Here is a 25,146-nt window from a genome sequence, read left to right on the forward strand (position 1 = left end):
ACGTTAAAAGTACAGAAATTATTTATATAATGAGAAAATTATAGGTAAAAGGAAAATAAGATTGATTTTTTAAAAAAATAGAGTAACAATTTTCGAAATATTGGGTAATATATTTATGTAATACACACTATTAAAAAGTAACTTAAAACTTATAAAAAAATGAAAAGCTTAAAAAAAATAATTGTTCTTTTTGTGTTGTCAATTTTTTCTCTTTCGTGTAGCGAAGATCATTTATACACTGAGGAGGAATCTCAAAAGAGCTTATTAAAGGAAAACAGTCTAAGGAATAATAACAATAACATTTCAAATCTTCCTGTCTATTCTCGTAATAAACTAATCATTCAATATTTATTAGGAACACCAAATAGTGTAAAATCTAATTTAAGAGATATTTTCGGTGTTCAAAATTATGAAATTTGTGAGCATTGTGAAGATAAAAACATAGAGTTGTGGATTTTTGATAAAGGAATTCTAATTGAGCCTAAGAAGACAACTATCGAAACAGGAAGTGGTGGTGGAATTGAATATATTGTAGAAGTAGATTATGAGTTTGTGTTCGGTATAGATTTATCTAACCCTTATTTAGGTTCAGATTCCGATACAAGTTTTTATCCATATATAAAATCCGATAATGAAGGAGTAACAGTTGCTGTTTTAGATACTGGAATCGCTCCAACAATTGGTGCAGATACATCACCAATTTTTACATCACCATTTTTGTATAATGCAAGTAATGATGGTTATACGGGAGTAGAGTCTGGTTGGGATTTTGTAAATGATGATCCAAATTGCTTTGATGATAATGGGGGAAGACATGGAACAGTTGTTTCATCAATAATACATAATGTGTTAAATAATGACGAAATTCCACATCAAATATTACCTATTAAAATTGCTAATCGAAGAGGTCAAATAAGTTATTTTGGGCTTTTATGTGGTTTTAACTTTGCATTAAATCATGCTCAAGTGGTTCAAATGAGTTTCGGTTGGTATGATGATGGTTCTGGAGATCAATTGAATACTATTTTTTCAGAACTATTAAATTTATATCCAAATGTAATGGTTGTTACTTCGGCTGGAAATGATGGTTTCAATAATGATGTAGTGTCACATTACCCTTCTAATTATCCGCAAGATAATTTAATCGCAGTTGCAGCAGCAAATAAGAAAGTATTGTTTCCAAGTTCAATAGGTTTACCCGATCCAAATATTGCTGGTTTTTCAAACTATGGAATTGTAAATGTCGATTTTTTTGCTCCTGGTGAAGGAATTCCATTTTTAGGTTATGATATGGATGGAACTTCTTTTGCTGCTCCATTTGTTTCTGGTGTTGTTGCAAGAATAGTTCAATCGAATCCTGGATTCACTCCAAATAATGTGTTAGATGCATTAACTTCATATGGAGAACCTTGTCCAGTAACTTTTAGCACAACACGAAAAGTAAAGCACAATAGAATAATTATGCCATAAATTAATGTAAAACAAGCAAAGTCATGAGGTTCTTTAAAAAAGCATATTGGTTTTGCTTGTTTTTTTATAAATTACATGGAAAAATAGGCCATGTTATTTTTCCTTAAGTATTTTTATGTTTTTATTCTATTTTTCTTTTCATTAACGGGAACTTCTCAAAAGTTTTTGAAGGAAGAAATGGATGCAATTTTGGCTATTGAAGGAAACAATAAATTAAATGAACTACATTATTTATTGTCAAATCAAAATAAGCTTTTAAAAACACAAGAGTTGGCATTGTTATATGTTGAAATTGGTAAGCAATTTTATAAAAACAAAGACAATGAAAATGCAATTTTGTTTTTCAAAAAAGCAATTGTCATTCAAGAAATGTATAAAAAAAATAATCTTGAAGTACTTAATAGAACAAGAAATAATTTAGCATGGATTTATTATTATGAAGAGAAAAACAATGAACGGTTTAAAACTTTAAAACAAATTGTTGATGATGCTGGAAAAGATAAATATACCTTCAATGCCATAATCGATTTTTCTATTTTAGAAGCAAAAAGAGGCGATTTTTATTCTGGCTTACATCGATTAAATATAGAATTAGCAAAAAATAAAGAGGTTGAAAAGGAAATTAAACTTAGAGCTATTTTAATTTACATCTATAGTAAAAAATATGAAAACGCTTTCACTTCTGTTAATCAATCTGATTTGAATATTGTAAAGCAACATCATTTAAAAATTGAACAAAAATTTCACGAATCTAATTTAGAGCAAAATGAAAAATATGATATCTATAATAATCTAGCAAATGTTTATGAAGCATTTAATGAGATAGATGTTGCATTAGCATTATATGAAAAAGTTAGAAAATATTATGATGATGACACTCTGAATAAGCTAAAAGCAGTTAATAATATTGGAATACTACATGCAAAACAACAAAAATACAGTAAAGCAAATAATTGTTTTCAAGAAGTAATAAACAAATCAACCGATATTGAACAAATTGCAACAGCATATAATAATTGGGGTTATTTTTTGCAAACAAATTCTTCTTCAAGCAAAATTCCATATTTTCAAAAAGCAATACATATAATATTAGAAGAAAACCAGACAGATTTTACTATTCCATCGTTAGATCAAATTAAGAAATCTGGATATGAACAAGAAATTTTAGTCTATTTAGTAGATTTAGCCTATCATTATGTTGAAGCCTATAAGGAAGAAAAAAAGAAACATTATTTACTGAAAGCAAAAGAAATAGCATATAGAGTTGATGAGCTTGTTTCTTTAATTCGGTATGAAAGTAATGCAGAGCAATCTAAACTTTTTTGGATAGAAAAAGGAGTAAATACCTATATGTTAGCGGTTGAAGTTTGTTATTTTTTGAATAGTCCAGAAGAAGCATTCTATTTTATGGAAAAGAACAAAGCTCTTTTGTTGTTAGAAAACATAAAGACTTTGCAAGCTAAATTAGCATTAGATATTCCTAAAGAAATTCAAGATAGAGAATACAAATTGCATTATGAACTACTCACTTTAGAGCGACTGTTTCAAGAGCAATCAAGCAATAAATTAATTAAACAAAAATACTCTAGTAAAAACAAAGAATTTCAGCAGTTCATTGATTCGGTTGAAAGTGAGTATCCTAAATATGTTAAAACGAAGCAAAAAATCGAAACAGTAACACTCAATGAAGTTATTGCAAATACCATTTCTAAAGAGGAAGTTTTTGTTTCTTATATTTTAAATGAAAATCATGGTTTTGGAATCTTTTGTACATCTAATGAGAAGCTACTTTTTAAGTTGAATAATGTAATTCAGCTACAATCAGATTTGGTACTTTTAAAGCAATTAATGAAACAACGCTTTATGGATAAAGTCGCAAAAGCAGATTTTAATAGAATTAGTAATAGCGTTTTTCAATCATTATTTCCTTTTAAAGATGCTTTGTCTAAGTTGAAAAATAAAAAAATAATTATTGTTCCAGATGATGCCCTACTTAGTTTGCCTTTTGAAGCATTATTAACTTCGCATAGTGAAGATTTTTCAAAACATTATTTAGTTAACTTTTCAGAAATATCTTACCTACAATCTTTTTCTGTTTTTGAAAAAATAAAACAAAAAATAAATCATCCACAAAAAAAGATAATGGCAATAGTTCCGTATCAATTCGAGAACAATTCTTTACCCGAATTATTAGGCTCTAAAGAAATGATGCATACATTAGAAAGATATAAGAAATCAGATGTGTTTGAAGAAAACCAAGCAACTAAGGAGAATTTTTATAATTTCAGTAATGAATATGAAATAATTCACTTAAACACACACGCAGGAATTGATAATATTACGAGAACACCTTGGATTGCCTTTAGAAATAAAAAATTGACTTTGGATGAATTATATGGAATTGAAAACGAAGCTAGTTTAGTTATTTTAGATGCCTGTAAAACGAATGATGGGGTTTTTGTTTCTGGTGAAGGAATATTAAGTTTGTCGAGAGGTTTTTTTTATAACGGATCAAAAAGTGTTTTAGCTTCAATATGGAATGTGAATCAAAAAGCAGGAAATACAATAATAAAAACATTCTATGATGAATTAGAACAAAAAAAAAGTAAATCGAAATCCTTACAAAACGCGAAGATAAAATATTTACAAGAGCATAAATTTTCTGAAGCTTTACCTTATTACTGGGCTTCATTTACATTGACGGGTAGTACTTCATCCCTCGAAATTTCAAAAGGAATAACTTTTGAAACCATTTTGATTATCGTTTTCATATTCATTTTGCTAGTATATATTTGGAGTAAAAAAAGCAATAAATTTTCAAAAAAATAAATTTTCATTTTTTTGTTATTTTTTGGGTAATGATTTTTTATTAAACACACTTATAGATAGATCGATCTAAGGGTGGAACCTGAAAAACCCTAATACAGAATAGAGTAAGGGAAAACAAATAAACATTAAAAATGAAAAAAATTATTCTATTTGTCGCAATGTTGTTAATGGGGATGACTAGCAATGCAGCCTTAGTAGCAAACTTGACTTTAAATCCTGCACCAACGCCAAGTGCATCTTATCCAGGTTATCATGTTGTTAGTCTTCGTGTAACTACAAATGGACCAGGGTGCTATGGAAAGTTTTCTTTTCTTTGTCAAAGTAGAGAAGTTGGTACAATTTCGTGGTCAAATTTCACACCAAGTGTTCAACAATTTCCATTTACAACAAGTCTCTTAGAGGTGTATTCAGGAACTGCGAAAACATTACAATTGGAAGGTACTAATTATGAGTATAGAATAAGGGTAAGTTTTAATCCTCAAGGAATTAATGGTTGTGATTCTGCACCTACACTTTATGATTACACAAATAGTGTAACAGTAAACATTCCAGGAGTATCAGTGCCTTGTTTCACGATGTATAATGTTTTATCTACACAAAACGAATCTTCTCTTTATGGGCCAATGCCTGTAAAGACTATTTGTCAAAATGCAGTAACAATAAATGGGAGCTGTAGTAAATTTGAGAGTGGTTATCATATTCGTATCTCTGAATTTAATTTGACAACGTGGTCGTTTGTTTCTGATTATTATAATGATTGGGCTGGTACAGGAGAAGCACCATCATTTATTAGCTTAAATGCACTTGCAAATGAAAATGATAAGTATTTTCAGACAGGAAAATTATATGCTGTAGGTTTTTCTATTGGACCCGTTTGGAAATCTGCACCAGTTCAGTTTTTTAGAGTGGTATCTTGTAAAACATCTGGAACTTCAGATGGACAGGATATTATTTCATTTTTAGATATAGAAAATGATACTATTGATGCGTTAAAACTATATCCAAATCCAGTGAAAGATGTTTTAATCATAACAGTTGATAAGGAAGAAAAAATAATTTCTTATGAAATTTTTGATAATTATGGCTCAAGGGTTAAAAAAGAAAAATTAACAGCAGCTTCAAACGAACAGAATGTTAATTTGACCGAATTGAAAAAAGGATTTTATATTATTAATATAGAAACTGATAAAGGAAGTTATAAAGAAAAAATTATAAAAGAATAAGTTTATTACTGTAGGTTAACAATGTAGAAAATCCGATTATAGCAAAAGTTATAATCGGATTTTTAAGTTTATTAGATAACTGTTTATTCTACAATTAACTTAGCTGTGAATAGTTTTCTAGAATGAATCTTTATAATGTAGATTCCTTTTGGTAAATCTTGTGTTAATAGTGAGTATTTATTATTGTTTACATTTTTTGTAGCATATAATAATTGTCCTTCAGTATTAAATAATTCAATCTCATCAATAGGATAATCACATTGAATGAAAGTTTGCTTATTGTTATTGGTCGGATTTGGATAGAGTTTAATGCCTTTGTCTATTTCAAATGCTGTGTTTTTTAAGGGAGAAACAATTTCAAAGGACACTCTATTGGAAACCTCATTATAAGAATCATTAGTGAACATCACAATAAAGTAATTACCTTCTTGGTTTGGCATGTTTTGATTCTCAATTTGGGAGCTACCATTTGCTAAACCTTGAAAATATTGATAACTTATTAAAGGTTGTACATTTGGGTTGTCTCCTTCGTTATAAACACCCAACCAGTCTTTAACAATTCCTGGAGCATCTGTCCAAGAAGCGTTAATTTGTTCCCCAAGTTCATATACAGGTTTGTCAATCCAAAGTTCGGTAACAATATCACCAACTTTAAAGAACACTTTGTTTCCAATTGCATCATAATCATCTTCTAAATAATAGGAAGCGTAATAATATCCTTTTGGGAGGTTTTGGAAAGTTAACGAGCCATTTGTGCTAGTTACATATTCATACGCTGTAGAAGGAGCATCTCCAGCATTAATACCCATTTTGTAAATACCTATCCAATCATTAGATAAATTAGGGCCATTGGTAAAAGAAACAATAACATCAGTTCCTAACGCATATTCTGTTTCGTCGGTACTAATTGTTGGAACAGGTCCTACATAGAAGTAGATTCTATCGGCTACTTCAGTATATCCGTTATTTATAAAAAGAGCAACGTAATAACGACCACTATTGGCTAAACCAGAAGTGAAATTGGTTGTACCACTAGACGTACCATTTGTATATTGCCAAGATTGAGAAGATGGTGTTCCTGGTGTTTGTCCGTCTTTGTAAATACCAATCCAAGTGTTGTTTGTTGTTGGAGCATTTACATAATTTACATTTATTGTTTGGTTTATGTTGTAGGTATTCGTTGGACTATCAATAGATAGAGTAACGGTTCCAGTATTACTATTTGTAATTTCAAAAGAAACTGCATCACTCCAATCAGACCACTCTAGGTTTCTATCTCTATATCTAAGTTTTGCAAAGTAAGTTCCATTATCTAACGAGTTTGTTGGAATTTCCATTTTGGTAATATCTACCCCTAGATTAACATCTACAGTAGAATCACGTTGTGTAGCATATTTTCCAAATAAATTCTCATAATCTCTATATGATTCTTTTTCAATTACATTAAAATCTTGAAATTTAGAAATAACAAACTGAGAAGTGTTTAGTAACTCAGGTTCATTAGTAGAAAACGGGCTTCCTTCTAAGGTAATTGGTAATTGAACAGTGCTAGAAAAAGTATTTGTAATTGATGGTTTGTTAGGTTTTGTTTTGTTTTTATAACGGTGAAATTCATCCATCAATTGGTTATTTTTCCATTTATAAATACTTCCAATAGAATAACTTTCAATATCCATTGTTCCATTGGTAACGTCAATATCTACAATTTGATACATCCAGTTACTTATTGTTTTTTGAACATCTTCAAAATCTTTCTCAGTAGACATTGACCAGTATTGATCCCAAGCAGTTCCTCCAGAAATGATATTATAAGTAGGTGTGTTTTTTAATTGACCTCTATGATATAGGTGATGATGTGCACCTACATGCATGATATATTTGTCTGTGGTAGTTAAAAGTGGGACAGCCGTTTCTCTTACCCAATTTGAAATATCACCAACATATTGTTCCGCTTGATAAGGACGATGGCTTAAAGAAATAACCCAATCTACTGTTGTGTCATTTTTAGCAGCTGTTAAAACTTGCTGTAACCAGTTGAATTGAGTTGTGCCAGTATGCTCTGAGCTTAAACTAATAAAAAGAACATTTCCAGCTTGTTGTGCATAATAATTTTCAGAATTAGATGAAATTCCTTGATAGTTCAACTCACTCATGTAAAAGTGGCTATAATAAGAGTTCATTCCTAAAGTTCCATAGGTTTCGTGATTTCCTACTGTAGTTTGGATAGGTAAATAGCCAGATAATGCTCTGTTCTTTTTAAAATGTACATTTTCATAATGATCTAATGTTCCAACATCTACTTGATCTCCAACCATAAATGTCATGGCAATATTGTCATTAGGATCGAGAGATGCACCCCATTTTTCTTTCACTTTTCTTTTTGCGGCAGCAACTAAAGAATCATATCGAGGTTCATTTTTTAGTTGATTGTCACCCATGATTAAGAATCGAATATGTCCGTCTGCTGTAGCTGCTTCACCTGGATTAGGAAGTGTTTTAAACGAAAAAATAGCAGAGGTTGCACTTCCTGTTTTTATCTTGTAATAATATTTAGTGTTAGGGCTTAAGTTTGTTAGTTTAGCAGAATGATAGTAATAATTACCTGGATAACCCACATCGGTTAGGATATTGGTGTTTCCTGTAACGGTTACATTTAAATTAGTCGAGTTTGTTCCATATTCTACAATAGTTTCATTATTATTACTTGTTTTCCAGTTGACATAAATAGAAGTTGGAGTAACGTTTTGTAAATAAGGATGTAGTGCTTGAGAAACACTAAAATTGAAGAGTAGAATACTTAAAATAAGTAATGCTTTTTTCATTAGAATTGTTGTTTAGTTTAGTAACGACGAAATTACCTCGAATCTATAAGGTAAGTTTTTTCTTAATGTTACCAATAGACCTCAATCTTTATTAAAAAGTTATATAGTTTAAGAGAAGTTTAAGAGAAGTGGAGTGGTATGAAAAAAAACCTAACGTAATACGTTAGGTTTTTGTAGTTTAAAATTTTTATGAAGATCTACTTTTCAATTGTAAATTTCTCCATGGTAATTTGATCGTTTTTATAATCAAATGTTTCTAGGATAAGATTACCCTCATTATCTAAATAACCAAAAGACACTTTATCTTTACTTCTGAAAATATAATTGTTATTTGATGTTTTTCTTAGAACTCCAGTCTCACTGTTTGCAGAGTTCATCATCGAATAGCCATTTCCCTTTTGAATAATTTGATATTTTCTACCATTCAAATTGTAATAGGCAGATTGATCTATGTCAATAAATTTAGTTTCACCATCAATTTTTATTTTGGTTGTTTTTGTAACATCTACTTTAGCTTCTTCCTTTATTGGAATATTCTTTCCTTTTTGTTCTGATAATGCAAGTTCTACATTTTGAGTTTCTTTTGTTTCTATTGTTTTTACTATTTCTTGTTCTCCTTTAGAATCTTTAATAGTTTTAGTTACAGTTTTTGTTTCTTTCTTTACATTTTTGTTTTGTGCTACAATATTTAATGTGCTAAATGATAATAGAGCAGTTAAAATTAAACTTTTCATGATTTCTTGTTTTAAAATTATAGTACAAATGTATAACTGATTGATATGTTTTATGTTATATCATTTTGAGAGCTTGTTATATAATTATAAGGTAAGATGAGTTATACAATTCTAGTTAATCTCAAGAAATAAAAAAAGCTGTCCTAATTTAGAACAGCTTTATATTGTATATTAATGTTTAGTTAAAAATTGAAACCAATTCTAGCATAATAATAAGCACCACTAAACCCCATTTGCACAGAATCCCAATATCCACCAGCTTCAGTATCACCAATTTCATCTTGTTTGTCAGGGTAAACGTTTAATAGGTTGTTACTTCCTAATGTTAACTTTAAACTTTTTGTAAATTGATAACCCAATGTTAAATCGGTAACTGTTTTTGCGTCATATACATCATCCTGATCTGAATAATCAACCAAAACAACTTTACTAAAACGAGTTAATGCAAGTCCAGCATCAAACTTATTTCTATTATAAGCAATGTTTAAACCAAATTTGTTTGCTGGGGCAGAAGCTAAAAGAAAAGCTTTTTCTCTTTTACCAAAAAATGTAGCTTCATCTAAAGAGCTATTTTTTACATTATCAATTTTCATATCGTTGATGTTTCCAACTAAAGTAGCAGAGTACATTGCGTTACCAATGTTTCTTTTCCAAGAAAAAACTAAATCTAAACCAGCTGTTCTTGTATCGACACCATTAGCGAAAAATTGCGCTTCAGAAACACCAATGTTTAAAGCAGTTGCATCAAAATATCCAGTTAAAATAATACGATTATTAACAGCAATCAAGTATCCATCAATAGTTGTTGTGAAGTCACCAAAAGAAGCAGTAAAACCTAATGAAGCATTTGCTGCTTTTTCTTGATTTAGTTTTTGAATTCCAAAAGCACGGGTAACTGGACTATTGTTTGGAGACAATAAAACTTCAGTTGCACCACCAGAATTAAAGTTAGTAAATCTTAAATTATAATATATTTGAGCCAATGAGGGTGCTCTAAAACCAGTACTAACAGATCCTCTAAGATTTATTTTTTGACTTAATTTAACTCTTGTTGCTAGTTTCCAGTTTAAAGCAGAACCAAAATCACTGTAATTTTCAAATCGTAACGCAGTACTTAGTAAGAAAGATTCAGATATATCTAATTCAGTATCGGCATAAAGTGATAAATTTGACCTGTTTTTTGTAAGTTCATTTTCTAGGCTATATCCAGGGAAACCTTGAGAGCCTCCAGGTCTTGGATTCCCAGAAATAGGATCGGTAGGTATCGTTTGGTTCCCAGGGTCTGTAACTACTTGTCCATTTACATCATACGTTGCATAAGAACCTTCTTCTCCAGCAAAAATGCTAAACTGTTCGGTTCTAAATTCTGCCCCCAATGCTAAATTGAATCCTTTTAATATAGTTTCATAGCTTTTAGAAAAATCAAAATTCAATGTGTTTTGACTTAAACTGTGTCCACCAGCATCAAATTCTGTTGGAGATGCTGCTTCTAAAGAAGCATTTAATGTTCCTTTTATAGTATAATGAAATAAGTTTTTACCAAAAGTATTACTAATGTCAATATTCCAACCATTATCAGTTTTTGTACGTATTCCAGCGGCTATTGAAGTATCAAAAATAACCGAAGCAATTCTAGGTGTAAAACCACCAGGATAAATGCTTTCAACCACTCTTTCGCCATCATTTCTAGTAAATGCATAAGCATCAGTGTTACGATAGTTTCGACCACCAAAAATATAAAAATCGGTTTTGTCTGCAATCTTAGTTTTAACGTTTCCAAAGAAATTAAAACCATTAATTTCTGCTTCACCAAAACCTCTTCTAAAATCGTAACCAGGACGAAGTGTTTTGTTTTTGTCTAAATATTCAAGTGTAAAATTTGCAAATCCTTCTTTACCAAGCTTTACGCCATAGTTAGTAGCTATTTTTAAAGAACCACCATCAAAATTTTGATCTTTTCCAACTGAAGTTCCATTACCATTTTGATCTAAACGATTGCCTTTTGTGTTTGGAGTTCCTGGAAGAAAATCGCCATCAGCATTTGTATTATAAGCACCATAAGTAATGTTTCCAGAAATACCTTCATCATTATCATTTAAAACAATGTTAATTACACCCGCAATAGCATCAGAACCATACTGAGCCGAAGCACCATCTCTTAAAATTTCGATTCTTTTAATTGAACTAGATGGTATTGCGTTTAAATCGGTACCTGTATTTCCTCTACCTCTTGTACCAAATAGATTAATCAAGGAAGATTGATGTCTTCTTTTTCCGTTAATTAAAACCAAAGTTTGATCTGGACCTAAACCTCTAAGAGAAGCTGGGTCAACGTGGTCAGCACCATCGGAACCTGATTGTTTATTGGCATTAAAAGAAGGAGCAACATATTGTAAAAGCTGATTAATTTCAATTTTACCACTTTGGGTACTAATGTCTTTTACATCAATAACATCAATTGCAACAGGAGATTCTGTTACTGTTCTTTTCGGACTTCTAGAACCGACAACTTGAATTTCATCTAATTCTTGACCTTCAATTAAAATAACGTCTAATGTGTAACCTTCTACTTTTTTTTCAAGGGTGTTAAAACCAATATAACTAAAAACAAGTGTTGTTCCTAGATTTGCAGTTATTTTGAATTTACCATTAAAATCAGAAACGACTCCGTTTTTAGTGTTTTTTTCAATGACATTAACTCCTACTAGAGGTTCTCCAAATTCATCTGACACACTTCCTGTTACTTGCTTTTGGGAAAATAGCAACTGGAAACCACTCAGGAATAGTAATACTACTAATTTTTTCATAAAAAAATGTTTATTTGTTTGTTAAAACAAATATAGGTTAAAAAAAAAGCATTTTTTCATTGTAAATTTTAGAATAAATAACTAAAATTAAAGGAGCTTTGAGACTTTGTAACTTTTAAAGTATATTTGCAAACTTTAAAACGAATTACTTGTAAAAAAATATACTATATGAAAGCAGGAATTGTAGGATTACCAAATGTTGGAAAATCAACACTATTTAATTGTTTGTCAAATGCAAAAGCGCAAAGTGCAAACTTCCCATTCTGTACTATTGAACCAAATATTGGAGTTGTAAATGTACCTGATCCAAGAATAGTAAGATTAGAAGAGTTAGTAAAACCAGAACGTGTTCAAATGGCAACTGTTGATATTGTAGATATTGCAGGATTAGTAAAAGGAGCAAGTAAAGGAGAAGGTTTAGGAAATCAGTTTTTAGGAAATATTAGAGAATGTAACGCGATTATTCATGTTTTACGTTGTTTTGATAATGATAATATTATACATGTTGATGGAAACGTTAATCCTATTCGTGATAAAGAAACAATTGATATCGAATTGCAATTGAAAGATTTAGAAACGGTTGAAAAGCGTTTGGAAAAAACAAATCGTGCTGCAAAAACTGGAAATAAAGAAGCACAAGCGGAAAAAGCATTATTAGACAGAATTCGTGAAGCCTTATTACAAGCAAAATCGGCTCGTACAGTTATTCCTCAAAATCAAGATGAAGAGGAGATGATGGAAGAATTTCAATTAATTACTTTAAAACCAGTTTTATATGTGTGTAACGTAGACGAGAATTCTGCAGTTAAAGGAAACGCATATGTAGAGCAAGTTAGAGAATTAGTTAAAGATGAAAATGCTGAGGTAATTATCCTTTCGGTAGGAGCAGAGGCAGATATTACTGAATTAGAGAGCTATGAAGAGCGTCAAGTATTCTTAGAAGACATGGGTTTAAAAGAACCAGGTTCTGCAGTTTTAATTCGTGCGGCCTATAAATTATTAAACTTACAAACGTATTTTACAGCAGGTGTAAAAGAAGTGAGAGCTTGGACTATTCAGATAGGAGACACAGCTCCACAAGCTGCTGGAGTTATTCATACAGATTTTGAGAAAGGATTCATTCGTGCAGAGGTTATCGCTTATGAAGACTACTCTAATTTTGGTACTGAAGCGAAAGTAAAAGAAGCAGGAAAACTTAGAGTTGAAGGAAAAGAATATATCGTTAAAGATGGTGATGTTATGCACTTTAGATTTAATGTATAGTTTTTTCGAAGAAAGAAAAAAGATAGAACCTGTAAAGAAATTTACAGGTTTTTTTATTTATATTTGACTTATAATGCTTGTAGCTTTATTATTAAATTTATTAATTGAACCTTTTTCTAAATTAGATTAAAGATTTAGGGAGTAACGAAATAAATAGTTTAATTTTTATTCAAAAAGGTGAAAAATGAGAGTAGTTATCGTTTATATTTTCTTTTTTAGTTTCTTCGCTTTTTCTCAAGAAAAGAAAGTAGTTGATTTATTGAATAAGCAACTTATGAAAGAAATTAAGAAGTTTGCAGATGAAGATTCTTTGAAAATAATTCAACCTTTTTACATAGATGAAAGCAAAAAACTAATTCTCGAAGTTGAAAAATACAATACTTATAACGAGCAATGGGAAGTCATTAAAGCGGAAGTGCCATTAGATAAAATAACAGGTTTTATTAGAGATATTAATGTCATTTTTGAAACAGAAGGTAAGGATGTTTTGGAAACGATTAGCACTTATAATGAAAAAGGAGAACTTTTAACAACGAATACCCACAATACTAATTTGTTTTTTACCCAAATTAGTAAAGAAGATAATACTAAATCTTTTAGGAAAGCCATACTGAGAGCGTTTGAAAAAGAAGGCTTTTCAATTAATTCTGAGTTTTGGGCTAATTAATTGTAGCAAATGAGATTATCCAAAAGTAGAGAAAAATATTTGTCACAAAAATATTTCAACACAAAAAGTGATAAGAATATTCCAGACCATTTGAGTCAGTTTGGTATGCGTTCAGGTGATACAACTGATGAAGATTTGTGTTTTATTACCCAACATGTCTCAGCAATAGATAGACTTGCATTAGGAGATTCTTTTGTTACAATTCAGGGATTAGACTATCTTAAAAAGTTAAAGAAGGTTTTGTTTTTAGACTTAAGAGGAATTCCTTTAACAGATGAAAAACTAGATTGTCTGCTTCATTTGGCTGAATTAGAATATTTGGATATTAAGAATTCAGAAGTTACTGCAGCTGGTATTTTGAAGATTTTAGTGTCTTTTCCAAAACTAGAAACATTACGAATTGATATTCCTATTGAAGAGGAAGCGCATTTAAATAGTTGGAAAAAGAAGTTTATCAATTGCGAATTACTAATAAACTTAAAATAAATGTATTTTTGTTTTATTACTAGTATTATATTTTAAAATCGTTTCATGAAAGGAATAGTGGTCATTTTTTTATTAGTTTTTATTTCTTGTAAAGACGTCTCAGGAGATCTTGAAATCGCTGGAAATACTTTTTATTTTGAAAATCCACAACCTATTAATGATTCCGAATTAAAATCATTTCCAAATAAATTTTTAGGTAGTTATATGGATTTGGATTCTACTTTTTTAATTTTTCAAAAAGAATATATTTTTAAGGAATATTATGATACTTTTAAAGTAAGCAATAATTTTCTAGATTCTCTAAAATTAGAATATGATATTTTAGAAAGTGAAATAGTTTCTAAAAATTATAAGGATGTGAGATTTCCATTCCGAAAATTAAAAGATTCAATTGAAATTACAGATATTAGAATTGATACTATTTTTCAGTTTTCTGATTTTCAAAAGGCAAAACGGATTAACGGGAATCTTGTTATTAGTGAAAAAGATTCTATTTATTGGAATGTAAAAATGTTTATCTTTGATAAAGACAAACTAATTGTGAAACAGTTATATTCCGATTCCGATTTATTTAAGATGGATTCTATTACAGCAACGAAATCTAGAAGAATTGATTCCACTACTTTTGTTATTGCACCAAAGAGAAACGAATTTAAACAGTTTTTTAAGTTGAAAAATTTCGGATATGATTCGAATTATAGCAAGATAAAGAAATGAAAATAATAAAAAAGACAATCAGAATAATACTAAAGTCAGCGCTTGGACTTCTACTTTTTTTATTAGTTTATGGATTTGTTATTTTTATTACGTCGATTATTTCTGTAAACGAAAAAAATAAAGTTACTGATAAAAAAATCACCATTTATATTCTCTCCAACGGAGTACATACAGATATTGTTGTTCCTTTAAAAAATGAAATAAAAGATTGGTCGAAAGAAATTTCACATTCTCAAACAAAAGCACAAGATACAACAAGGCAAAATTTAGCTTTTGGTTGGGGCGATAAAGGTTTTTATTTAGATACACCTACTTGGGCAGACTTGAAAGCATCTACAGCACTAAAAGCCGTTACAGGGCTTAGTAATTCTGCTATGCATCTTACTTTTTATGGTAGTTTGAATGAAAGTGAGACTTGTAAAAAAATAGTAGTTTCTGAATCACAATACAAAAAGTTAATTGCCTATTTTGAAAATAGTTTTCTGTTAGATGAAGATAATAAAATACAACGTATTGGCTCACATTCCTATGGTAAACACGATCTGTTTTACGAAGCCAAAGGAAGTTATAACTTGTTCTACACTTGTAATACTTGGGCAAACCAAGCCTTAAAAGCAGGGAATCAAAAAGCAGCCCTTTGGACGGTTTTAGATAAAGGAATTTTTTATCATTATGAGTAATCAATTTAAGTATTACTTTTTCTCTAATGCTATCAATTTTTCTTTTGCATTGCTATTCTTATGTAAATCCTGAACTCTTTTTATAAATATCTTTCTGGGCCGAATATTATGGTTCAGAAACTACTGCTTTTTTAACAATTATCGATTTCGAATTTCAGTTTACCTTTTTTATGTTCTATAATAACAGGAATTTTCTCTAGAGTGCATCGAGGTTCAATAGTAAACTGAATGTAGCCTCTAACTTCAAAGTCTTCTTTAGTTGTAATTTCAAGTTGCTGATTATAGGATGTATTTACACGAACCCAGTTTGTCAAGCCATTATCATTTGTGCTGGATTCATGTTTCTTATTTGAGAGCGGTGTTTTAATAAGACTATTTTTTAGTACGAACGAGTTATTATTTTCAATAAAAAAAGTAAACTTACCCTTTAAGTCTTCTTTAGTATTTGGAGAAGCATAATAAGCATTATTGTATAATAACATCTGTATTTCTAAATCATAAATGCTATTATTTAATTGTTGGATGTCGAGTTTTAGTTCATAAGGTTCAGATGGTAAATTTGGACCATAAAGATGTATCATACTAGGTACTACATTTGTATTTTGAACGAAAACACTATCAATATTAGATTGAGTTTTTGAAGAATCTATTTTGCAACTTAGAACGAATAATAGACAAAAGAAAAGAAGTGCATTTTTCATTTTTATTATTTTTAGGAATTAGTATTGAGTTAAAAACCGCAACAAACTTTGCGATTATTTGATGACAGTGTAAAACTACTATTCGCTTCATCTTAGAGTGTCAAAAAAATGTCAAAAAAGTGTCAACAGTTGTAAAATGTCATAAAATTGTATGTTATTTACAAATAATTATGAATAACTATATCAAATATTCCTGTAGATTTTTAGTCATTTTCGGATTGTTTTCTTGTATGATTTCCTGTTCAAAGGAATCAAATGAAGATGCTTCTGCAATGGTGAAAGTTGCATTACGTAATGTGGGCCATCAATTACTATCAATCAATCAAGATTCTATATCAGTAGTAAAGCCAATAGTGAAGATAGAGAATTCACAATACCAATTATCTTTTGAAGAACAGTTGGAGATAAATCCAGATAGTCTGATTGTTTTTCTGAAAAATAGTTTTCAAAAAGCAAATCTACCACAACACTATTTGGTTGAAGTGTTGCAATGTAAGGACAACGAAGTCGCTTATAGTTTTCAAATGAAGCAAAATATAGAAAAAGGCATCGTTCCTTGTAGAGGAAGACAGTTAAAAAAAGACTGCTACCTTATAAATGTTCGATTTGCCAAAAGAATTGAGACGAATTGCAGTTATTCTTATATTTGGCTTGTCTCTATTTTCTTGTTTGGTATTTTTGGAATCATAACATTTTTTTATTTCAAACGAAAAACTAAAGTTTCTTCAGAAGAAAATTCCGAAAGTTTTACATTTATTGGTACATATAAGTTCTATCCAGAACAAAATAAACTGATTAAAGAAGCTGTGAGATCAGTCTTTCCAAAAAAGAATGTGAATTGTTAACTATTTTTATTGCCCAACCCAATCAAATTATTAAAAGGGAAGAATTGACTAAAAAAGTTTGGGAAGACAATGGTGTGTTTGTAGGAAGAAGTTTGGATACTTATATTTCAAAACTTCGTATTAAATTAAAAGCGGACGAATCTGTCAAATTAATAAATATTCATGGAGTAGGGTATAAGTTAGAGATTGATTAAATTGATTCAGGTTTTTGTATAAGGAAATTAAAAAGTACTTTATGGAAGATTTTTTGATAAAGAGATTTTTTAGCATTATGATTGGAAATGTTTTATAATATCATTTTTTTGATGAATTCCATTTAAGAATACGACTTCTTTATCTTCATAATCATATAGTACAGTTTTTTCAATTTTTATTGCTATCTAATTTTCTTTCTTCTTTTCTTTATGTTCTTTCTTCTTTTGTCAATAACTTATAAACACTCCTCTTTTATTTTTTATGGAGAAATAGTATATTGCACAAAATCCGAAATCTGTTTATGTTAGAGCAAGATCAATATACCGAAGACAATATACGTTCCCTCGATTGGAAAGAGCATATTCGTATGCGTCCAGGAATGTACATTGGAAAACTAGGAGATGGTTCATCACCCGATGATGGTATTTATATACTTCTTAAAGAAGTTATGGATAACTGTATCGATGAATTTGTAATGGGTGCTGGAAAAACCATAGAAGTAACCATAAAAGATAAATTGGTAACCGTTCGCGATTACGGACGTGGAATTCCACTTGGAAAAGTGATAGATGTGGTTTCCAAGATGAATACTGGAGGTAAATATGACTCGAAAGCCTTTAAAAAATCAGTAGGTTTAAATGGAGTAGGTACAAAAGCAGTAAATGCACTCTCTAATTTCTTTAGAGTAGAATCAGTTCGTGATAATCAACAAAAAGCTGCTGAATTTTCTGCGGGTAATCTAACTTCTGAAGAAGAAGTAATAGAAACCACAAAACGAAAAGGTACAAAAGTGTCTTTTATTGCCGATGATACAATTTTTAAAAATTATAAGTTTCGTAATGAGTACATCATTAAGATGCTTAAGAATTACTGTTATTTAAATCGTGGTTTAACCATCATTTATAACGGTGAGAAATTTGTTTCGGAACATGGTTTAAAAGATTTATTAGAAGAGAATATTGCAGAAGAAGATATGGTATATCCAATCATTCATCTTGAAGGTGAGGATATCGAAATAGCAATTACACATAGTAAAACTCAATATTCAGAAGAATATCATTCTTTTGTAAACGGACAAAATACAACGCAAGGTGGAACACATTTAAGTGCGTTTCGTGAAGCAATAGTAAGAGCTATAAAAGAATTCTATAATAAAAGTTTTGAGGCTTCCGATGTAAGAAAATCGATTGTTTCCGCAGTAGCTATTAAAGTTGAAGAACCCGTTTTTGAATCGCAAACAAAAACAAAGTTAGGTTCTACAGATATTGGTCCAGAAGGTCCAACAGTTCGTACTTTCATAAACGATTTTATTAAAACGAAATTAGATAATTTTCTACATAAAAACCCTGAAGTTGCAGATGCTTTATTGCGTAAGATATTACAAGCAGAACGCGAAAGAAAAGAACTTTCAGGAATTCGTAAATTAGCAAAAGACAGAGCCAAAAAAGCTAATTTACACAATAAAAAACTACGCGATTGTCGTGTGCATTTAGCGGATGTTAAAAATCCAAGAAGTTTAGAAAGTACACTTTTTATTACTGAGGGGGATTCGGCTTCGGGTTCGATTACAAAATCACGAGATGTAAATACACAAGCAGTATTTAGTTTGCGTGGTAAGCCTTTGAATTCTTACGGAATGAGTAAGAAAATTGTTTATGAAAATGAAGAATTCAATTTATTACAAGCCGCTTTAAATATTGAGGAAGACATGGGCGATTTGCGATACAATAACATTGTAATTGCAACCGATGCCGATGTCGATGGAATGCACATTCGTTTGTTATTGATTACTTTTTTCTTGCAGTTTTTTCCTGAGTTAATAAAAGACGGTCACTTGTATATTCTACAAACGCCATTGTTCCGTGTGAGAAATAAAAAAGAAACGATATATTGTTATACTGAAGAAGAAAGGAAAGACGCTATTGAGAAATTGAAACCAAAACCAGAGATAACACGATTTAAAGGTTTGGGAGAAATTTCTCCCGATGAGTTCAAGTTCTTCATTGGAGAAGATATTCGATTAGATCCTGTAATGTTAGACAAGGGAACTACAATTGAAAAATTATTGGAATTCTACATGGGTAAAAATACACCAGACAGACAAGAGTTCATTATCAATAATTTGAAAGTAGAGTTAGATGTGATCGAGAAAGAGTAATGATAAGAACACTTCAAAATAAAGAATTATTCCAACAAGTAGTTGATTTGTTACAAAATGCAAGACAACAAGTTTTGCGTACCGTAAATTCAACAATGGTTTATACTTATTTTGAAATAGGAAGAATCATTGTAGAAGAAGAACAAAATGGTAAAGAAAGAGCCGAATATGGTAAACAACTCTTAAAAGGACTTTCTGAAGAATTGAAGAAAGAGTTTGGTAAAGGTTTTTCGGTAGATAATTTAGAAAATATGAGAAAGTTTTATTTGACTTACTCAATTTCCGAGTTTTTGACTCGGATTTTACAAATTCAAAATTCCGAGACACTGACTCGGATTTCTGAAAATACAATTTCTCAGTCAGTTAACGGAGAATTAGAAAATCAAAAAACGCAGACACTGATTTCGTTTTTCAAATTAACTTGGACACATTATGTTTTCTTAATGAGAATTGATGACGAAAAAGAAAGAAACTTCTACGAAATCGAATCTATAAAAAACAATTGGAGCGTTAGAGAATTAAAAAGACAATATGATTCGGCATTGTATACTCGATTAAGTCTAAGTAGAGACAAAGAAGGTATTTTAAAACTTTCAAAAGAAGGACAAATTATTGAAAAGCCAAAAGATATTATCAAAGATCCTTATATATTAGAGTTTTTGGGTTTACCCGAAATGCATCAGTATTCGGAAAGTGATTTAGAAGAACAAATCATCAATAAATTAGAACATTTTCTATTAGAATTAGGTCAAGGATTTGCATTTGTTGCACGTCAAAAAAGAATTACTTTTGATGGGAAACATTTTAGAATCGATTTGGTTTTTTACAATCGAATCTTAAAGAGTTTTGTGCTTATTGATTTAAAAATAGGAGAATTAAAACATCAAGATTTAGGTCAGATGCAAATGTACGTTAATTATTACGACAGAAATATGCGTTTAGAAGATGAAAACAGAACCATAGGAATCGTATTGTGTCAGAATAAAAGTGATTTAGTGGTAGAATATACTTTACCAGAAAACAACGAACAAATTTTTGCGAGTAAGTACAAAACAGTTTTACCAACTAAAGAAGAATTTAAACGATTGATTGGGAATTAACTCATGAAGAAAAGGAATCTGTTTTTGTCTATTTTAATTATGCTAATAAGTTTGATTTTTAATGCATGTAATGAAACAAAAAGACAAGAAATTGAAAAGGAAGAAAGAATAATAAAAAAAGATTTTTCTAAATCAATGTCATTCAAGTATGATGATATAAGCGAAGTCATAATATACTCTTTTCCTGATAAGGAATTTATAAAACAAATTGATGGATATTTAAGAAAAGACATAAACTTTAATACAGATGTTCAATTGTCAAATGATTTTATAAAAGAAAGAATAGTTTTAAGCGAAAATCAAAAAACAGAATTATTCAATCTAATAGCTAAAGATTCTTGTAATTCAGATCAATTAATAGCAGATTGTTATAATCCTAGGCATCAAATAGTTTTTAAAGATAAAAAGGATAATGTTATAGGAGATATTGAAATATGTTTTTCTTGTGGAAATATTGAGAATTCAAAAAGTATTGGAGAAGCAAAATATTATTGTTTAGAAGATATGAGATTGTTTTTTTGGAATGTTGGAATAAAATATTTCATTAACGACGATCATTCTGGCATACAAACAGAAGAAGATCAAAAAGAAATTGAAAGAATATACAGGACATTACCGAAAAAAGTAAATAAATAAGTTTTTAAAAACATACTGAAAATAATTCAGCAATATGAACGAAGACGAAGAAAATACAAACCCAGAAGAAAACAACGATTCGTTAAACGAGTCTAATGAAAAGGAAGGCTTTGACGATATAAAAGCATCAGGACATAATTTTTATGAAAACAACGAAAATCCAGAAGATACCATTACGAAAGTAACAGGTATGTATAAAGATTGGTTTTTAGACTATGCCTCCTATGTAATTCTAGAACGTGCTGTTCCAGCTATTGAAGACGGTTTTAAACCAGTGCAACGTCGTATCATGCATTCTATGAAAGAATTAGATGATGGACGTTACAATAAAGTAGCAAATATCGTTGGTCACACCATGCAGTATCATCCTCATGGAGATGCAAGTATTGGAGATGCAATGGTGCAAATCGGACAGAAAGAACTAATCATAGACATGCAAGGTAACTGGGGTAATATCCTTACCGGGGATAGTGCTGCTGCTTCTCGTTATATTGAAGCACGTATTTCTAAATTTGGTCACGATGTATTGTATTCCCCTAAAATTACCGAATGGGGAACTTCATATGATGGTCGTAGAGCAGAACCTGTAAACTTACCAGTTAAGTTTCCATTGCTTTTAGCACAAGGAGCAGAAGGTATTGCTGTAGGTTTATCTACCAAAGTATTGCCACATAATTTTAATGAACTTATTGACAGTTCTATAAAAATACTAAAAGGGAAACCGTTTACATTGTATCCTGATTTCCCTACTGCGGGTATTGCAGATGTGTCTAATTATAATGATGGATTACGCGGTGGTCGTGTGCGTGTGCGTGCTAAAATTGCACAATTGGATAAATCTACTTTAGTAATTACTCAAATTCCTTTTTCAACCAATACATCAACATTGATTGATAGTATTTTAAAAGCAAATGATAAAGGGAAAATTAAAGTTAAAAAGATTGAAGACAACACAGCTGCTGATGTTGAAATCTTAATTCATCTTCCATCAGGTGTTTCGCCAGATAAAACAATAGATGCATTATATGCTTTTACCGCATGTGAAACGTCTATTGCTCCATTAGGTTGTGTCATAGAAAATAACAAACCTTTGTTTATTGGCGTTTCCGATATGTTGAAAATTTCAACAGACAGAACAGTTGAATTATTAAAGAGAGAGCTTGAGATTCAATTAGAAGAATTAGAAAACAAATGGCATTTCTCTACTTTAGAAAAAATATTCATTCGAGAAGAAATGTATATTGATTTCAAATTATATTCCGACAGAGAATCATTATACGAATACCTATATAAGAAATTCGAACCTTTTAGAGCATTATTAGTTCGAGATATTCATGATGAAGATTTGCAAAAGTTAACTCAAATTCCAATGATTCGTATTACACGTTTTGACTCCGATAAGGCAGATGAGGCCATTGCTAAACTGGAAGCTGAAATGGAACGTATTAGACATGATTTGGCTAATATTATAGATTTTTCAATTGCATTTTTCACAACATTAAAGGAAAAATATGGGAAAGGTAAAGAACGTCAAACTGAATTAAGAAGTTTCGATACTATTGAAGCTACCAAAGTAGCTCTAAGAAATACAAAACTCTATGTTAATAAAGCAGAAGGGTTTTTAGGAACAGGACTTAAGAAAGACGAGTACGTTGCCGATTGTTCCGATATTGATGATGTGATTGTTTTTCTACGTGATGGAAGAATGGTAATAACCAAAGTAGATGATAAGAAATTTATAGGGAAAGACATTATTCATATAGCAATTTTCGATAAAAACGACAAGCGTACTATATATAATGTTATTTATCGTGATGGAAAATCGGGAGCTTCATTCGTAAAACGTTTTAATGTTTCTGCAATAACAAGAGACAAAGAATACCATGTTTCCCAAGAAAAACCAGGGTCACAAATTCTCTATTTCTCATCAAATCCAAATGGAGAAGCAGAAGTAGTTACTATTTTATTGAGACAAGTTGGAAGCGTTAAAAAACTGAAATGGGATTTAGATTTCTCTGATATTTTAATAAAAGGAAGAAGTTCCAAAGGAAATACAGTTTCAAAATACCCTATTAAGAAAATCGAGTTGAAAGAAAAAGGAATTTCAACACTTCGTCCACGTAAAATTTGGTTTGATGATACAGTTCAACGATTAAATACAGACGGAAGAGGAGAATTATTAGGAGAATTTAAGCCAAACGATAGATTATTAATAATCAATCAATCAGGGAAATTAAAAACGATAATTCCAGAATTAACAACGCATTTTGATTCAGATATGATTGTATTGGAGAAATGGAAACCAACAAAACCAATTTCTGCAATATATTATGATGGAGAAAAAGAACGCTATTATTTGAAACGATTCCTTGTTGAAAACGAAAGTAGAGAAGAAACTTTTATTACAGAACACGAAAAATCGCAGTTAGAAATTGTTTCTACAGATTGGCGACCAATGGCTGAAGTCATTTTTTCAAAAGTGAAAGGAGTGCAAAAAGAAACTCTAGAAGTAAATTTAGAAGAATTTATTGCAGTGAAAGGTATAAAAGCTTTAGGAAACCAATTAACGACAGACAAAGTAAAACAAGTTAATTTATTAGAACCGTTACCATTTGAAGAACCTGTTGAACCAGAGCCAGAAAAAATGGAAGTGAAAGATGAAAATAATATCTCTGAAAGCATTAATACTGAACTAGATGATGACGGTCAAATAACCTTAAGTTTAGATTAATTATCATTATATTAACAATCTTGTTAAATGTTTTTTTTACATTTGTTACATAGATGAATAAAAAGATACACATAATAACCTTACTCTTTATACTTGGTATGTTTACAATACCAAGTATAGGGTATGCGTGTCTCAAGAAAAATGTGGAAACAGAAAAGGTATGTTGTAAGGGTAAATTATCAAATAAAAAAGAATCCAAATCTTGTTGTGATTCTACATCTACAAACGATGATGATAATTCTTGCAACGGTAAATGTGGTAATTCAAATTGTACAGCCACAGCTTCTGTTGGTTCTAGTTTATTTATTTACAATGAAATAGAATTCACTAATAATAATTTTGATTTTAACACAAGTAAACCAAAATTTTACCATGCTGAAAACTTACTTTCAGATGGTTTTCTTTCTATATGGCTTATCCCTAAAATAAGCTAAATTTAAAATTTGACAGCCGTACTTATGTCAAATTTATAGCATTTACTATTTTTTTATAACAGTTTTTTGAATCTTAAATTATCATGTTTAACATGCTTATTTAATTCATTTATTATGTTATTCAATTTAAATTTATTCCAAGAATTTATTCAAAAAAAACTTTTTGAATACTAAAATCATATAAAATGAAAAAATCATTATTAAAAATATTGATAGCAATCACTGTATTGTTATCAACAACGATAAACGCACAAACAAAAAACACAAAAACTGAGGAAGTGAAAGTTTCAGGGAATTGTGGAATGTGTAAAAAAACGATAGAAAAAGCAGGAAACATCAAAGATATTGCTACAGTAGTATGGAACAAAGAAACTAAAATATTAATAGTAACTTATGATGAATCTAAAACAAATAAAGAAGAAATAGCAAAGCGTATAGCTAAAGCTGGATATGATTCAGAACTTGTAAAAGCAAAAGATGAGGATTACGATAACCTTCCAGGATGTTGTCAGTATGACCGTGAGTAATTGTGCTTTAATAAGTTGTAATTAACCTTTTCCTCTAAAGTGAAATAACTTTAGGGGAATATTGAAAAATTGCTTATCAAAATCTTTGGTAAATAGTATTTCAATGGTTATAAATTTTATA

The 25,146-nt window shown here is 30.1% G+C and carries 20 protein-coding genes; 16 read left to right on the forward strand and 4 right to left on the reverse strand.

The window, feature by feature from the left end:
- The first annotated feature begins 159 nt into the window (after positions 1–159).
- The 3 genes from L2Z92_RS13605 (at position 160) to L2Z92_RS13615 (ending at position 5,522) form a co-directional block, all read left to right on the forward strand.
- Positions 160–1,470: a S8 family peptidase gene (locus tag L2Z92_RS13605; RefSeq protein ID WP_236454389.1), complete on the forward strand. Its 1,311-nt coding sequence runs from the start codon at positions 160–162 to the stop codon at positions 1,468–1,470.
- A gap of 90 nt (positions 1,471–1,560) precedes the next feature.
- On the forward strand, positions 1,561–4,299 hold the full coding sequence (locus L2Z92_RS13610) for a CHAT domain-containing protein (RefSeq protein ID WP_236454391.1): 2,739 nt from the start codon (positions 1,561–1,563) through the stop codon (positions 4,297–4,299).
- 131 nt (positions 4,300–4,430) lie between these two features.
- Positions 4,431–5,522 carry a T9SS type A sorting domain-containing protein gene (locus L2Z92_RS13615; RefSeq protein ID WP_236454394.1) on the forward strand — a complete coding sequence of 364 codons (1,092 nt, stop codon included), beginning with the start codon at positions 4,431–4,433 and terminating at the stop codon, positions 5,520–5,522.
- Positions 5,523–5,605: 83 nt separating this feature from the next.
- Here the strand turns inward: L2Z92_RS13615 and L2Z92_RS13620 are convergent, their stop codons facing one another.
- The 3 genes from L2Z92_RS13620 to L2Z92_RS13630 all read right to left on the reverse strand — a co-directional run bounded on the left by L2Z92_RS13620 (position 5,606) and on the right by L2Z92_RS13630 (position 11,885).
- Complete coding sequence (locus L2Z92_RS13620) at positions 5,606–8,344, reverse strand: fibronectin type III domain-containing protein (RefSeq protein WP_236454398.1); 2,739 nt, start codon at positions 8,342–8,344, stop codon at positions 5,606–5,608.
- 197 nt (positions 8,345–8,541) lie between these two features.
- Positions 8,542–9,078, reverse strand: a complete 537-nt coding sequence (locus L2Z92_RS13625; RefSeq protein WP_236454400.1) for a hypothetical protein — start codon at positions 9,076–9,078, stop codon at positions 8,542–8,544.
- A gap of 182 nt (positions 9,079–9,260) precedes the next feature.
- Positions 9,261–11,885, reverse strand: a complete 2,625-nt coding sequence (locus L2Z92_RS13630) for a TonB-dependent receptor (protein ID WP_236454402.1) — start codon at positions 11,883–11,885, stop codon at positions 9,261–9,263.
- Positions 11,886–12,053: 168 nt separating this feature from the next.
- Between L2Z92_RS13630 and ychF the strand changes: the two genes are divergently transcribed.
- The 5 genes from ychF to L2Z92_RS13655 all read left to right on the forward strand — a co-directional run bounded on the left by ychF (position 12,054) and on the right by L2Z92_RS13655 (position 15,698).
- Positions 12,054–13,148 carry a redox-regulated ATPase YchF gene (gene ychF, locus L2Z92_RS13635; RefSeq protein ID WP_236454419.1) on the forward strand — a complete coding sequence of 365 codons (1,095 nt, stop codon included), beginning with the start codon at positions 12,054–12,056 and terminating at the stop codon, positions 13,146–13,148.
- Between the two features lie 184 nt (positions 13,149–13,332).
- On the forward strand, positions 13,333–13,815 hold the full coding sequence (locus tag L2Z92_RS13640) for a hypothetical protein (protein ID WP_236454422.1): 483 nt from the start codon (positions 13,333–13,335) through the stop codon (positions 13,813–13,815).
- A gap of 9 nt (positions 13,816–13,824) precedes the next feature.
- A complete protein-coding gene (locus L2Z92_RS13645) occupies positions 13,825–14,301 on the forward strand; it encodes a hypothetical protein (RefSeq protein WP_236454425.1) in 477 nt (158 codons plus the stop codon).
- Between the two features lie 45 nt (positions 14,302–14,346).
- On the forward strand, positions 14,347–15,018 hold the full coding sequence (locus tag L2Z92_RS13650) for a hypothetical protein (RefSeq protein WP_236454429.1): 672 nt from the start codon (positions 14,347–14,349) through the stop codon (positions 15,016–15,018).
- A complete protein-coding gene (locus tag L2Z92_RS13655; RefSeq protein ID WP_319800376.1) occupies positions 15,015–15,698 on the forward strand; it encodes a TIGR02117 family protein in 684 nt (227 codons plus the stop codon). Before L2Z92_RS13650 ends, L2Z92_RS13655 begins: the two co-directional genes overlap by 4 nt.
- A gap of 131 nt (positions 15,699–15,829) precedes the next feature.
- Here the strand turns inward: L2Z92_RS13655 and L2Z92_RS13660 are convergent, their stop codons facing one another.
- Positions 15,830–16,399, reverse strand: coding sequence for a hypothetical protein (locus L2Z92_RS13660; protein ID WP_236454432.1), 570 nt, complete (start codon positions 16,397–16,399; stop codon positions 15,830–15,832).
- Between the two features lie 170 nt (positions 16,400–16,569).
- Here L2Z92_RS13660 and L2Z92_RS13665 point away from each other — a divergent pair, with 170 nt between their 5' ends.
- From L2Z92_RS13665 to L2Z92_RS13700, 8 genes are all read left to right on the forward strand, one after another.
- The gene (locus L2Z92_RS13665; protein WP_236454436.1) at positions 16,570–17,244 is read left to right on the forward strand and encodes a winged helix family transcriptional regulator; all 675 of its coding nucleotides are present in this window, start codon (positions 16,570–16,572) and stop codon (positions 17,242–17,244) included.
- On the forward strand, positions 17,238–17,438 hold the full coding sequence (locus L2Z92_RS13670; RefSeq protein WP_236454439.1) for a helix-turn-helix domain-containing protein: 201 nt from the start codon (positions 17,238–17,240) through the stop codon (positions 17,436–17,438). The genes L2Z92_RS13665 and L2Z92_RS13670 overlap by 7 nt, the downstream gene beginning before the upstream one ends.
- A 302-nt stretch (positions 17,439–17,740) precedes the next feature.
- Positions 17,741–19,597, forward strand: coding sequence for a DNA topoisomerase IV subunit B (locus L2Z92_RS13675; protein ID WP_236454443.1), 1,857 nt, complete (start codon positions 17,741–17,743; stop codon positions 19,595–19,597).
- Positions 19,597–20,697: a PDDEXK nuclease domain-containing protein gene (locus L2Z92_RS13680; protein ID WP_236454446.1), complete on the forward strand. Its 1,101-nt coding sequence runs from the start codon at positions 19,597–19,599 to the stop codon at positions 20,695–20,697. Before L2Z92_RS13675 ends, L2Z92_RS13680 begins: the two co-directional genes overlap by 1 nt.
- A gap of 3 nt (positions 20,698–20,700) precedes the next feature.
- Entirely contained in the window at positions 20,701–21,333 is a 633-nt protein-coding gene (locus L2Z92_RS13685; RefSeq protein WP_236454449.1) for a peptidylprolyl isomerase PrsA family protein, read from the forward strand.
- Positions 21,334–21,367: 34 nt separating this feature from the next.
- On the forward strand, positions 21,368–24,064 hold the full coding sequence (locus L2Z92_RS13690; RefSeq protein WP_236454452.1) for a DNA gyrase/topoisomerase IV subunit A: 2,697 nt from the start codon (positions 21,368–21,370) through the stop codon (positions 24,062–24,064).
- 143 nt (positions 24,065–24,207) lie between these two features.
- Positions 24,208–24,498, forward strand: coding sequence for a hypothetical protein (locus L2Z92_RS13695; protein ID WP_236454454.1), 291 nt, complete (start codon positions 24,208–24,210; stop codon positions 24,496–24,498).
- A 185-nt stretch (positions 24,499–24,683) separates the two neighbouring features.
- Entirely contained in the window at positions 24,684–25,025 is a 342-nt protein-coding gene (locus L2Z92_RS13700; protein WP_236454458.1) for a heavy-metal-associated domain-containing protein, read from the forward strand.
- Positions 25,026–25,146 lie beyond the last annotated feature (121 nt).

It is taken from the genome of Flavobacterium jumunjinense, assembly GCF_021650975.2.
Classification (GTDB): domain Bacteria; phylum Bacteroidota; class Bacteroidia; order Flavobacteriales; family Flavobacteriaceae; genus Flavobacterium; species Flavobacterium jumunjinense.